The following is a 13,534-nucleotide window of genomic DNA, read 5'->3' on the forward strand; positions in this document are numbered from 1 at the left end:
CAATGAAAGTAATTGTTCAAGCATGTCAAAATGATGGTTGATAGACATAAAAAGAACTCCTTTCAAAAAAGATGGTATGTATCTTTACCATCTTTTTAAGAAAAGTACACCTATTTCTTAAGTTGACAGCTATGTTCGCCCCAACCTCCTGATCAGAATTCGGATAAAAGTACGTCCTATTCTACCGTCCAACGCGTCGGTCTAATTCTAGGTCCGCTTTTATTTATTATTATGATGTTCTTTTTATCTCCTGAAGGGATGAATCCGGCAGCGAAATCGGTGCTTGCGGTGACTCTGTGGGTGGCGACTTGGTGGATTACTGAAGCGATTCCGATTCCCGTCACTTCGTTGCTTCCTATCGTTTTATTACCGTTAACGGGCGCTATGGAAGCGGATGCAGTAACCTCTTCGTACGGTAATGATATTATTTTCTTGTTTTTAGGTGGATTCTTTATTGCCACAGCGATGGAAAAATGGAACTTACATAAACGACTTGCACTTGGTATTATCGCGTTCATCGGTACAGGAACGCAGCGGATTTTGCTTGGTTTCATGACTGCGACCGCATTTTTATCGATGTGGGTTTCTAATACCGCAGCAGTTATGATGATGATTCCGATGGGCTTGGCGATTACCGCTCAGGTGGCAGCCGCTTTAAAGGGCACACCGGAAGAAAAAGAACTGCCGAAGTTTGAAAAGACACTTATATTCGGTATTGGTTACGCAGGAACGATTGGTGGACTAGGTACGTTAATAGGTACACCACCCAATATTATTCTGGCGGCACAAGTAAAAGAATTATTCGGTGTCGAGATATCCTTCGCAGGTTGGATGCTGATCGCGGTACCTATTGTTATAGTTCTCTTGTTTTCGACATGGATCTATCTGGGACGATTTGCTTTTAAGATGAATATTAAAGGTCTTCCGGGTGGAAAAGAAGTGATCCAAGAAGAACGGAAAGCATTAGGGAAGATGACATTCGAAGAGAAAGCAGTGGGAGCTGTTTTCGCATTTGCGGCGTTTATGTGGATTACACGAGAATTCCTTTGGATTAATATTCTTCCGTCATTAAAAGACGGCATGATTGCGGTAATAGCTGCAGCATTGTTGTTTACTATTCCAACTTCCAAGAAATTCGGCAAACGTATTCTAGGATGGGAAGATTCCAAAGAAATTCCATGGGGCATCTTGTTGTTGTTCGGTGGAGGACTAGCGATCGCAGCAGGTTTCCGTGAAACGGGGCTTTCTGAATGGATTGGATCGCAATTGACGGCTTTGGAAGGACTTCATATGATTGTGATCATTGCGGCTTCCTCATTCCTTGTTCTAGCTTTGACGGAGTTCACTTCCAATACAGCGACCGCTACAATGATCCTGCCTATATTGGCTGCTCTAGCTCTAACAATGAATATCCACCCGTATGCATTGATGGTACCCGCTGCAATGGCTGCAAACTGTGCATTTATGTTGCCGGTAGGTACACCACCAAATGCTATCATTTTCGCTACGGAGAAACTCCGCTTAAGTGAAATGGTACGCGTTGGATTTATCATTAATGTGTTTGTGCTGATTCTCATTGTATTAGCCGCCTACTTCTTGCTACCACTTCTTTGGGGAATTGATTTGCAAGTGGTACCAGAAGAGTTTTATGCGAATTTTAAATAACAGAAAATGAATGACTTTCGTCAATAGTTAGACTCTCTAGTGAGCGCCAGATTCTTAAACAATGCATATTGTTTGAGGAGCTGGTGCTTTTTCAATGATGGAGGTATCCGAACGCTACACAACGGAAGGCCGATTCAGAATAATGTCGGGACCTGGTGCTTATAGTGATAGTTACTTTTCTTTGTCTTGTAGTTGGACAATTGCTAGACAAGCAACACCAATGGACAGTAGTGTGATGGCGGTATCTACAGATACATCCCCTAAAATACTTAAAACAATTGTACTGACACCCATTGCCAATGCAACTGCTTTAAAAATCAGTTTGATATTTTTCATTTGAATCAACTCCCATTCTGGCCAGTAATGGCAATCTTTTATTCAGCGTTATTTCATTTATCGAACTTTGTGGAAAACGTAGTCATCAACACTATAAAGATAGGTAGCAAACTCCATAAAAAGAAGCCCCAATTCTTTGTTAGTAAAGATAATACTAAGAAGAAAGCTAGTGCGGCAATTGAAATATATATAGTACGTTTTTGATATTTTTTCATTTTGTAGCTCCTTTTCGAGAGTAGGTCCTAGTTATATGTATCGACGAACGTTTTGGCAGTACTGTACGTACTCTTCTCCATAAATTTTTACTAAAGACTGTTCTTCGAGTCGTACTTGTCGATTAAATAACCAAAAAGCTGAAATCAAATATATTAATAGGATCCAATTGGGGTAAATGAGAAATTCACCACATAAGACCATTCCAAAAGCAGTATAAATCGGGTTTCGACTAATGGAAAAAGCGCCAGTAGTAATCAGTGTACCTGGGCTTTCTTCATCAATGCCTACCCTAAAGCTTTTCCCGAATGAAATTAAGCTATAAAGGAATAGCAAAAGTCCAGCGGAGCAAAGGGCGACACCAATCCACCCCACAATGCCGTTAGTAAATAGCTCTGTTCCCAACCTTGGTAAATTAAAAGCGTTTGAAGTGATTAAATATAACAACAGCAACGCAAAGGGCGGTATGATGAAATCTTTTTTGTACATGTGACCAAATTTAAATACGTTAATGCCGAATTTCTTTAATTGAATCGACCGAATAATTACGAGTATGATTAATAGTGAAATGGTTGTAACAGCAATATATCCCTGCATCAAGACCCCCCTCTAATTTACTGTTTTTCTATATTCATCGTATCACAAATATCGTAGTAAAATACTATGTTTAGAGACTACTCTGACAATAGGATGGTACCACTTCAATTGTATTACATAGTAGAGAAATATAGAATCCCAGAGGAGCAACATCTCTTTCGGGACCTAGTACCTTCCCATACATAATTATCAATATGAATACTCAAACGTTAAAATTTGACTTGACATTCAAATTCTGAAAACTTAGAATGTAAACACAACGAGATGTGGCAATGTGAAGGAAGTGAGAAATTCATGTCATTACGAGAGAAGAAAGTAGAAAAGAAAAAAGAAGAGATTCGGCAATCCGCTATGAGTGTGATCGCGGAAAAAGGATATCATGCTACTACGATGGAAGACATTGCAGCAAAGTTACTCATGACGAAGGGTTCCGTTTACTATTATTTTAAAGATAAAGAAGCACTAGTGTATGACAGTCACAAAATACTTCTAGAACAAAGTATCGAGCAACTTAACGAAGTGTTGGCGGAAGAACTTCCTTCTATAGCGAAGCTTCGGAAGGCTATGATTGTCCATATGGAATATGTCATTACAGAAAGAACGGACTTCTTTATAGGTGCTAAGCCGGATCAAGTTTTCGTAGGAGAGCATTTAGAGGAAATCATACGTCTACGAAATGAATACAGTGATTGCATGGACGGACTGATTAAACAAGGGATTGAGGATGGTAGTTTTGCAAATGTAGATAGTAATATTGTGAATAATATTATCCTAGGTGCCATGAATAATGTGGTGATTTGGTATTCTCCAAAAGGAAGTAAAAGTATACAAGAGTTAGCCAATTCGATTGCCGATTATTTATTGAAGATCTTAGTCTAATATCGTAAATCCTTAAGACGAGAAAGGGAGAGAATATATTATGAATATGGATCACGTATCAGCAGTTATTACAGGAGGCGCATCAGGGTTAGGCGAAGCGACAGCAAGAGAGATCGTCGCGTCTGGTGGAAACGTTACGATTTTTGATTTGCAGGAAGATCGAGGGAATAAGTTGGTGAAGGAGCTTGGCGATCATGCGACATTCGTAAAGACAGATGTCACTAGCGCAGAAAGTGTTCAAGCTGCGTTAGATCATGCCGTCAGTACTTTTGGCATGATTAATGCAGTTGTCAATTGCGCGGGAATTGGTGTCGCGGAGAAAACGTACAGCGGCAGAAAAGGCGCACATAACTTAGAGAACTTTAGTAAAGTCATTCAGATTAATTTAATCGGAACATTTAATACGATCCGACTCGCTACCGAACATATGGCGAAGAATGAACCGAATGATAATGGAGAAAAAGGAGTTATTGTGAATACAGCATCTGTGGCGGCATTTGACGGACAGATTGGCCAAGTAGCGTATGCGGCATCGAAAGGCGGGATCGTCAGTATGACATTGCCGCTGGCGAGAGACTTAGCATCTGAAGGAATCCGCGTGATGACTATCGCACCGGGTTTGTTTGAAACACCGATGTTTGCTTCATTGCCAGAGAAGGCAAAAGAATCTCTTGGGGCGATGGTCCCTTTCCCTTCGCGACTAGGCTACCCCGAAGAATATGCACAACTAGTAAAAGGTATTTTCGAAAATACGATGCTAAATGGGGAAACAATTCGCCTCGATGGCGCAGTCCGCATGCAGCCTAAGTAAGGCGTTATGCGTAAAGACTGACCTGCTTGTATCTAATAAAATGTAAGGGCTTACAAATATATTGAAGGAAGAGGGATCGACATGAGAGAAGCAGTAATTGTGGAGTGGGTAAGAACGCCAGTAGGAAAAAGAAATGGTCTATTGAGTACCATGCGGGCTGAAGATTTGGCAGCTAAGCCGCTGGCAGAAGTAATTAAACGAGCTGGAATCGATGCCGGACTAGTAGAGGACGTAATCTTCGGCTGTGTATCGCAAGTAGGGGAACAATCCTTTGATATCGCGCGTGTCGCTGCTTTGCAGGCAGGATATCCAGTTGAAGTACCGGGGACTACAGTGGATAGACAATGTGGGTCAAGTCAACAGGCTGTACATTTCGCGGCGCAAGCGATTATTAGTGGAGATATGGATGTCGTCGTGGCAGGAGGCGTCGAGAGTATGTCTCGAGTACCGATGGGCAGTACTCGACTCGGCGTTGCATTCAGTGAAGAACTTACATCGAAATATGAAATGGTTCACCAAGGTGAGTCAGCCGAAAGAATTGCTGAACAGTGGGAGATCACAAGAGAAGAAATGGATCGTTACTCACTCGAAAGCAATGAGAAAGCTATCGCTGCTCGAAAAGAAGGTAAGTTTGATAGCGAAATCATGCCAATTGAGGTCACACTTCCTGACGGTACGAACATGATCGTGAAGGATGATGAAGGACCGAGGGAAGATACGACGATGGAAAAGCTCAGCAAGTTGAAAACTCCTTTTAGAGAAAATGGTGATGTGACGGCAGGAAACTCGAGCCAAATCAGCGACGGTGCCAATGCGATTTTGTTGATGTCACGTGAAAAAGCAGAAGAACTTGGATTGAAGCCGAAGTTTAAAGTACTCACGCGTGTAGTCGTAGGTTCCGATCCAACACTTATGCTAACAGGGCCAATACCTGCTACGCAAAAAGCATTGGAAAAGTCGGGACTGACTATGGAGGATATCGATGTGTTTGAAGTAAATGAGGCGTTTTCTGTTGTGACGATCGCATGGTTGAAAGAAACAGGTGCAGATCCAAAGAAGTTAAATCCAAACGGCGGGGCTATCGCTCTTGGTCATCCACTCGGTGCAAGCGGCGGACGTTTGATGATCACGATGATGAGTGAACTCGAACGAACAGGTGGCCGCTATGGTTTGCAGACAATGTGTGAAGGTCACGGCATGGCCAATGCGACCATTTTGGAAAGGTTGGAGTAACTGCTGATCACGCTAGTCAAGACGTAGAGAGGAGGGATTTCATTGCCATTAGATGCTATTCGGGTACTGGATTTATCTCGCTTATTACCAGGGCCATACTGTTCGATGCTTCTTGCCGATTTTGGTGCAGAGGTGATCAAAGTGGAAGAGCCTAACGTGGGTGATTATGCGCGGGCGGAATATCCGAAGCTAGGTGAAGATAGTGCGCTGTTTCATTCATTGAATCGTAGTAAGAAGAGTATTTGCCTTAATTTAAAAGCGGCAGAGGATCAAGCGAAGTTCTTACAGCTCGTGAAAGATTCGGATGTAGTGATTGAGTCTTTCCGACCTGGCGTGATGAAGCGGTTGGGGCTGGATTATGAAACGTTGAATGAAATTAACCCGAGTCTAGTGTACTGTGCGATCACGGGTTATGGGCAGGAGGGTCCATACGCGGAGATGCCGGGACATGATGTGAATTTTCTCAGTTACGCGGGATTGCTAAATATGATGGGGGAACAAGGAGGTGCGCCGCAAATTCCAGCCACACAAATCGCGGATATTGGTGGCGGGGCATATCCAGCGGCGGTGGGAATTCTGCTTGCATTGTTTGAGAGACAGAAGACAGGCAAAGGCCAAATGGTCGATATCTCCATGATGGATGGGGCGATATCCTGGATGCCAACATTCTTCCCGAACTTTCTTGCGTCGAGGCAGGAGTCAAAAAGAGGCGAACTTGATTTAAGTGGAAAGCTTGCTTGCTATGCAATCTATGAAACGAAAGATCAAAAATGGTTGTCTGTTGGCGCACTCGAACCGAAATTTTGGGGTGAGTTTTGTCAGGTGATTGGAAAAGAAGAGTTCGTCGCAAAGGTCCGTGATCCGATCGATGTGCAGACACAGATGAAAAAAGAAATTCAGGAAATTATGTGGCAGAAAACACGTGAGGAATGGATGGAGATTTTCGAACAGATCCCTGCATGTGTCTCACCCATTCTTTCATTTGGTGAAGTGGTAGAGAATCCGCACGTGAAAGCGCGTGGCATGATTCAGGAAATAGAAGATCCCGTGCTTGGAGTAATCCAGCATATCGGTACGCCTATTAAGCTATCGCGAACACCAGGGAAAATTAAAGGCGCTGCTCCAAGTTTAGGTGAACATACAGAAGAAGTTCTTCGGGGATACTAGAAAAATCGGTAGGCGGTATGTAAACGACAGGAAGTTTAGTGAGAGAAAGGGGACAACAACAATGGATATCGGATTATCACTTTCCCGTAACGCGCGCAGAATACCTGAGAAAACAGCAGTTATTTATGAGGATCGACGTTATACGTATCGCGAGCTGAATCAAGAGGTGAATAAACTTTCACATGGACTGATTCAGCATGGCGTGAAAAAAGGTGACAAAGTCGCGCTTATGATGAAAAACTCAGATACATTTATCATCGTCTACTATGCCATATTGAAAGCTGGAGCTATTACAGTACCCGTGAATTTCCGCTTAACCGCTACTGAAGTGTCGTATATTTTGGATGACAGTGATGCAAGTGTTGTGCTGTTTGATGAAGAGTATGCTTCGTTAATCGATCAAGCAACAGCGACAAATAGCAAAATCAATTTGAAAATCACAACAGGTGCTACAGCAATAAGTGACCAAGTCCTTTATCAAGATGTAGTACAAAATCGTACAGATGATCCCGAGATCTCTGTCGATGAAGCGGATGATGCAGAAATATTATATACATCCGGTACAACTGGCTATCCGAAAGGCGCGTTATTTGATCATCACCGTGTGCTTCATGTCGCCTTTAACACCTCTTTAATCCTCAAAATCAATCCCGATGACATATTGCTTCATGCGGCACCGTTGTTTCATTCCGCACAATTAAATTTATTTCTCGTACCAGGAATTTATTTAGGCTGCACGCAAGTCGTTCATCAAAACTTCGAACCTCAAAAAGTATTACAAGCAATCGATCAATATAAAATCAGCTTCTTCTTCGGTGTGCCGACGATGTATAATTTCTTGCTGCAAGTTCCAGATAAACAGCAATACGATCTATCTTCTGTTACACGATGTGGATACGGTGCGGCGCCGATGCCTGTCGCTTTGTTGGAACAGATCATGAAACTTTTCAGTACAGACCAGTTTTACAATATGTGTGGTCAGACAGAAGGTGGACCAGGTGGCGGTGCTTTTCTTCTGCCAGCAGATCATAAAGATAAAATCGGTACGGGAGGAAAAGCTTCGCTGAACACGGAAATACGCGTGGTGGATGATCATGATGAGGATATACTTCCTGGTGAAGTAGGAGAATTTATTATCCAAAGCGAGATGGTCATGAAAGGCTATTATAATAAACCAGAAGAAACGGCGAAAGCGATCCGGAACGGTTGGCTCTATACCGGTGATTTGGCGACGATCGACGAAGACGGTTTCGTTACATTAGTAGACAGAAAGAAAGATATGATCGTTTCTGGAGGAGAGAATGTCTACTCAACGGAAGTAGAACAAGCGCTGTATAGACATCCTCAACTGCTAGATTCAACAGTGGTCGGCTTACCGGACCCGGTGTGGGGAGAGAAAGTAGTCGCGATTGTAGTAGCAAAGAAAGACGAGACGCTCGATTATGCAGAGTTAAAAGCGTTCTGTAAAACCCATTTAGCGGATTATAAAGTGCCAGTCGAATTTATCGAAGAACAAGAGATCCCGAGAAATGCATCAGGGAAAGTATTGAAATATCGTATTCGGGAAGCACTAGTTTCCAATCGACCTGTTAATCCTCACGTATAAAAATAGAAGCTTTCTTACAGGAGAGTAAAGGAGTGGCGGATGCATGAAGCGACCATTTATGACGGAAGAGCATGAACAGCTCCGAAAATCAGTGCAGAAGTTTTTGCAGAAGGAGGCCGTACCTTATATAGATGAGTGGGAGAAAGCACAGCAAGTGCCTCGATCATTTTGGAAGAAAGCTGCCGCCCAAGGATTGATCGCACCATCCGTTGAAGAAAAATATGGCGGGATAGGCGCGGATTTTGGCTATGCTGTCGTCATTAGTGAAGAGTTTGAAAAAGTGGCAAGCGGCATCGGTGGAATTGGATTGCATAATGATATTGTCATTCCTTATATACAATCCTTTGGTTCGGACGAACAGAAAGAACGGTGGCTCACGAAAGCTGTAACCGGAGATATGATTAGTGCCATTGCAATGACGGAGCCAGGCACAGGTTCCGATCTCGCTGCAGTGCGGACGACTGCGATAAAAAAGGGAGACCATTATATTATTAATGGAGAAAAGACATTCATCACGAATGGCTCTTCTGCCGACTTCGTCATTGTGGTCTGTAAAACGGATCCTACCGCGTCACCTGCTCATAAAGGCATCAGCTTGCTCGTAGTGGAAGAAGGAATGCCTGGGTTTACAAGAGGGAAGAAACTGAATAAAGTAGGACAGCATGCGAACGACACGAGTGAATTGATATTTGAAGATGTAGCGGTTCCGGCAGAAAACCTTCTGGGTGAGGAAGGGAAAGGTTTCTACTATTTGATGGAGAAACTCCAGCAAGAACGGTTAATGTGCTCCATTCAAAGTGTAGCTTCTGTGCAGAAAATGCTAGATATTACATTAGCGTATGTAAAAGAGCGACAGGCTTTCGGCAAGCGGATCGGAGATTTTCAAAATACGCAATTTAAAATGGCAGAGATGCAAACGAAGGCAACCATTGGTCAAACATTTGTTGATCGTTTAATTATCGAGCATATGCAAGGCAAAAACGTTGTAGATGAAGTATCGATGGCGAAATGGTGGACGAGTGATTTGGCTCAAGACGTGGCAATTCAGTGTATGCAATTTCATGGTGGCTACGGCTATATGGAAGAATACGAAATCGCTAGAAGGTATCGCGATGTGGCAGTCAGTTCGATTTATGCCGGAACGAATGAAATTATGAAAGTCATTATCGCGAAGAATATGGGGCTATGAAACAAAGTAGGCGAGTAAGATGGAACAGCATATTAGGTATAAAAAAACGCGATGAACAACTCATCGCGTTTTTTATATTAAGGCTGAATCAATACTTTGATACAACCGTCTTCTTTCTTATCAAAAATAGAATAAGCATCTGCTGCGTCTTCCAATTTCACTTTATGCGTAATAATATCTGTCGGATCGAATTCTTTTGCTTCGATCTTTTTAAATAACTCAGGCATTAAGTGAATAACGGGCGCTTGTCCCATTTTCAAGGAAACATTGCGTGTGAAGAAATCACCCAGTGGGAAGTTGTTGGCGTCTGTCGCATAGACACCTGTCAATTGCACCGTACCAAATTTCCTTACGACTTGTGAAGCCGTGACAATTGGGCTGATCGTTCCAAATTGGTTATCTCCACTAGATCCGAATGTTTCGCCTGGTTGTACAGTTCCGTCCATTCCTACACAATCAATGACGACGTCTGCGCCGCCTTTCGTTTCTTCATGCAATAATTTGCCAATGTCGTCATGTTCTTTAAAATTATACGTTTCTACTTTATTCGTCTTCTTGGCATGCTCTAAACGGTAATCTACATGGTCCACTGAAATGACTCGTTTCGCGCCTTGCATCCAAGCAAACTTCTGCGCCATTAATCCAATAGGTCCGGAGCCAAGAATAATTGCGGTATCGCCTTTTTTCAATCCGCTATGAAGTACACTCCAATACGCTGTCGGAATGACATCAGATAGTAAGGCAAGATGCTCGTCATCTAGTTCGCTGTTCTCCGGTACTTTAAATGACGTGAAATCTGCGTATGGAACACGTAAATATTCGGCTTGACCTCCCGGGAAGTTCCCGTTTGGCTCAGCAAAACCAAATAACCCACCTACTTCACCGTGCGGATTGGATTCGTCACATTGACTTTCCATTTCGTGTTGGCAGAAGAAACATTCTCCACAGCCTATATTAAAAGGAACGACGATACGATCGCCTTTCTTTAATGTTTTCACTTCAGAACCTACTTCTTCGACAATCCCCATCGGTTCATGACCGACTACATAATCTTTCTCGGGCACAATCCCGCCATGGTACAGATGCAAATCCGATCCGCAAATACCACTTGTCGTAATGCGTACGATTACATCACTATTTTCTTGGATACTCGGAGCTTTCACTTCTTTTGTGACCATCGACTTCTTTCCTTGAAATGTTACTGCTTTCATACCATCACTTCCTTCTCATATTATATGTGTTTTCTACCCGCCTCCTTTATTCATAAACTAGATTAGTGAGAATATGATTATTGGTACCTAGTAGGGGAATAGATAGAAGAAGGTAATGCAATTAGAGAATTTCAGAGTTGCTTTTGTATTTACAATATGAAAAAGATGCACTTCACTATATAATTAAAGTAGATTATGTATTTACATAAAGATACTAGTATATAGAAACATAGTTGGAGGCTAAAGTTTGTTACAGCTCATCATTTTCTTCATCATTTGGTACGTTGTCGGTAGCATATTGCCTGCGCTTTATATAGGAAAAAGAAAAGGACTAGATTTACGTGTAGAAGGTAGTGGAAATCCAGGAGCGCGTAATGCAGGGAGAGTGCTCGGTAAGTCGATGTTCTTTATTGTGTTGTTTCTTGACGCGGCCAAGGGGGCATTGCCGATCCTCGTCTCGCGTGCCCTTGGATTCAGTCCCGAACTTATATTGTTGATGCTTTTCGCGGTCATACTTGGGCATTGTTTTCCGCTGTTTCATCGCTTGCGTGGAGGGAAAGGGGCGGCTTCTTTACTCGGCGGTATGATCGTCTTTCAGCCACTTTTCTTGCTGTTAGCCCTTATTTTTTCAGGGCTGTTGTACTCGTGGATTCGTCAGAAAACGAAAGCGGCTGTGCTTGGACTGTCGGCCATTATTCCAGCTATTTTTATTGGCTACGGTGAATGGGCGGGAATTGTTGCTATCTGTTTGGTTGCGCTAGTCGTCTATACACATCGTAGTTATTTCATTAACTAGCATTGGAGGCAATCAGTATGACCTATTATTATCGGCTTGCCGTACTTCCACAAGATGCGGAGCGAATTCATCAGTTGAATTATCGGGCGTTTGTGGAAGAAATTCCGCAGCATGCATCCAATGAACAGCGTTTGTTGGTCGATCCGTTTCATGAAGAAAATACATACATCGTTTGTTTGAAGGACAATGAAATTGTTGGGATGTTGGCATTGCGTTCAGTTCGTCCGTTTTCATTGGATAAAAAGATTGGTCCGATTGAGGAATGGCTTGAACGAAAGCCACAGCATCCTGTAGAAATTAGATTACTTGTAGTGGATCGAGCACATCGTCGCGGTCGTGCATTTTTCGGTTTGATGCAGGGGCTAGTGAATTGGTGCAAGCAAGCGGGATATGATGCCGCGGTGATTTCGGGTACAGTGCGTGAGTTGAAACTTTACCATCATATGGGCTTTGAGCCGTTTGCCGATCCGGTGGGTACGGAGGAAGCGAAATATGTGCCGATGATATCGTCGTTCGCCACGTATGAAAAAAGTGCGGCGAAACGTCTCGTTGCGCCTGTCGTGAATTTTTTGCCAGGTCCACCAAAAATTGCTGAAAATGTTAAAGAAGCTTTTGCACGTGACGCATTTTCCCATCGTTCGGCTGAATATACACGATTAGTCGCGACGGTTAAACGTCAATTACTCGACTTAACGGGAGCGAACTACGTCCAGTTGTTGCAAGGAACAGGGACGCTTGCGAATGATGCGGTGGCGGCTCAGTTGACTAGAATTGGGGGAAGGGGACTCATTGTAGTCAATGGAGAATTTGGTCAACGGTTATGCGATCATGCGACGCGTTTTGGTTTAGTTTTTGATTGCTTGGAACAAGAATGGGGCGAAGTGTTATCGCTGGAAATGTTAGCGGAGCAATTGGATGCTCAAGAATATAGTTGGCTGTGGATGGTTCATTGTGAAACGTCGACGGGTGTGTTGCATAAGTTGGAACAGATTACAGCACTTTGTCGCGCACGTGCTGTTCGGATTGCTGTGGACTGTGCGAGTTCAATCGGGACAGTGCCTGTGAATTTGCGTGACGTCGATTTCGCTTCTTCAGTTAGTGGGAAAGGACTGGCTTCGTACGCGGGGCTTGGTCTAGTGTTCCATCAAGAGGCGATCGAGCCGGATGATACGATTCCGCGCTATTTGGATCTCGGTCAATATGGGAAATACGATGGAATTCCGTATACGCAGTCGTCTAATGCAGTAGTTGCGTTGCATCAGGCGCTTGAAAATCTATTAGTGGATCCGCAACGCCGTTTTCAGCGTATTCGCTATTGCGCAGATCGTTTGCGTGAGGGTGTAGAAGGGGTAGGTGTGGAGGTGTTGTCGCCGAAAGAGTCAACAAATCCTGGCATTCTGACGTTCGTACTTCCGAAAGAGATAGGTTCGAAGCGTCTCGGTGATGATTTGCTTCTGAATGGCTACCGCACGCATTATGAAAGTAGTTATTTACAGACGCGTAATTGGTTGCAAGTGGCGGCAATGAATGAGCCATCAGATGAGGAGATGGAGAGGTTTCTGGAATTGTTACGTTGTTTAGTAGAGGGGGTGCGTAACGGGGAACATCTTAAATATGGACATTGAATGAGGTGGAGGGTGGACACCAGTCGTTCATTGCTGCAGCTCTCGCTGAAATTTCTGGAGTGTCTGCTCGAGTGAACTAAGGGGAGTAGTGGTTTGAAACTGTTGATCTGCGTTGCAGCCGGACGCGTGTCCTATGGGTGGGCTAGTGCAAAGATGTGCTCCTAACGCTACGCTTTTACTCGCAAAAGCCGTTCTTCGTTACGGCT

Annotated in this window: 12 protein-coding genes and 1 pseudogene; 9 read left to right on the plus strand and 4 right to left on the minus strand. The window is 43.4% G+C overall.

Annotated features, from left to right (window positions below; all coding sequences use genetic code 11):
• Positions 1-162 precede the first annotated feature (162 nt).
• Positions 163-1,665: pseudogene (locus tag CSV69_RS12005) on the plus strand (SLC13 family permease); the annotation flags it as partial.
• A 171-nt stretch (positions 1,666-1,836) separates the two neighbouring features.
• On the opposite strand, the gene CSV69_RS16880 reads toward CSV69_RS12005, so the two are convergent.
• The 3 genes from CSV69_RS16880 to CSV69_RS12010 are packed head-to-tail and all read right to left on the minus strand — an operon-like array spanning position 1,837 to position 2,811.
• Positions 1,837-2,001, minus strand: a complete 165-nt coding sequence (locus CSV69_RS16880; protein WP_158232668.1) for a hypothetical protein — start codon at positions 1,999-2,001, stop codon at positions 1,837-1,839.
• A gap of 53 nt (positions 2,002-2,054) precedes the next feature.
• The gene (locus tag CSV69_RS17060; protein WP_199170419.1) at positions 2,055-2,216 is read right to left on the minus strand and encodes a hypothetical protein; all 162 of its coding nucleotides are present in this window, start codon (positions 2,214-2,216) and stop codon (positions 2,055-2,057) included.
• A 31-nt stretch (positions 2,217-2,247) separates the two neighbouring features.
• Complete coding sequence (locus tag CSV69_RS12010) at positions 2,248-2,811, minus strand: methyltransferase family protein (RefSeq protein WP_099693538.1); 564 nt, start codon at positions 2,809-2,811, stop codon at positions 2,248-2,250.
• A gap of 294 nt (positions 2,812-3,105) precedes the next feature.
• Here CSV69_RS12010 and CSV69_RS12015 point away from each other — a divergent pair, with 294 nt between their 5' ends.
• From CSV69_RS12015 to CSV69_RS12040, 6 genes are all read left to right on the plus strand, one after another.
• Positions 3,106-3,690, plus strand: a complete 585-nt coding sequence (locus CSV69_RS12015) for a TetR/AcrR family transcriptional regulator (RefSeq protein ID WP_085426870.1) — start codon at positions 3,106-3,108, stop codon at positions 3,688-3,690.
• Between the two features lie 40 nt (positions 3,691-3,730).
• On the plus strand, positions 3,731-4,501 hold the full coding sequence (locus tag CSV69_RS12020; RefSeq protein ID WP_099625862.1) for a 3-hydroxyacyl-CoA dehydrogenase: 771 nt from the start codon (positions 3,731-3,733) through the stop codon (positions 4,499-4,501).
• An 81-nt stretch (positions 4,502-4,582) separates the two neighbouring features.
• A complete protein-coding gene (locus CSV69_RS12025) occupies positions 4,583-5,734 on the plus strand; it encodes a thiolase family protein (RefSeq protein ID WP_099625863.1) in 1,152 nt (383 codons plus the stop codon).
• A 42-nt stretch (positions 5,735-5,776) separates the two neighbouring features.
• Positions 5,777-6,901 (plus strand): CaiB/BaiF CoA transferase family protein, encoded by a 1,125-nt coding sequence (locus CSV69_RS12030; protein ID WP_099693539.1) that lies wholly within the window; start codon positions 5,777-5,779, stop codon positions 6,899-6,901.
• Between the two features lie 61 nt (positions 6,902-6,962).
• Positions 6,963-8,507, plus strand: coding sequence for a class I adenylate-forming enzyme family protein (locus CSV69_RS12035; RefSeq protein ID WP_085426866.1), 1,545 nt, complete (start codon positions 6,963-6,965; stop codon positions 8,505-8,507).
• Positions 8,508-8,550: 43 nt separating this feature from the next.
• The gene (locus CSV69_RS12040) at positions 8,551-9,696 is read left to right on the plus strand and encodes an acyl-CoA dehydrogenase family protein (RefSeq protein ID WP_099693540.1); all 1,146 of its coding nucleotides are present in this window, start codon (positions 8,551-8,553) and stop codon (positions 9,694-9,696) included.
• Positions 9,697-9,773: 77 nt separating this feature from the next.
• Here CSV69_RS12040 and CSV69_RS12045 read toward each other — a convergent pair whose 3' ends face one another.
• The gene (locus CSV69_RS12045; protein WP_099625867.1) at positions 9,774-10,907 is read right to left on the minus strand and encodes an alcohol dehydrogenase catalytic domain-containing protein; all 1,134 of its coding nucleotides are present in this window, start codon (positions 10,905-10,907) and stop codon (positions 9,774-9,776) included.
• A 247-nt stretch (positions 10,908-11,154) separates the two neighbouring features.
• Between CSV69_RS12045 and CSV69_RS12050 the strand changes: the two genes are divergently transcribed.
• The gene (locus tag CSV69_RS12050; protein ID WP_099693541.1) at positions 11,155-11,703 is read left to right on the plus strand and encodes a glycerol-3-phosphate acyltransferase; all 549 of its coding nucleotides are present in this window, start codon (positions 11,155-11,157) and stop codon (positions 11,701-11,703) included.
• Positions 11,704-11,720: 17 nt separating this feature from the next.
• Positions 11,721-13,328 (plus strand): aminotransferase class V-fold PLP-dependent enzyme, encoded by a 1,608-nt coding sequence (locus tag CSV69_RS12055; protein ID WP_099693542.1) that lies wholly within the window; start codon positions 11,721-11,723, stop codon positions 13,326-13,328.
• Positions 13,329-13,534 lie beyond the last annotated feature (206 nt).

This window comes from Sporosarcina sp. P26b, from assembly GCF_002743245.1.
In the GTDB taxonomy this organism is placed as follows: Bacteria; Bacillota; Bacilli; order Bacillales_A; family Planococcaceae; genus Sporosarcina; species Sporosarcina ureae_C.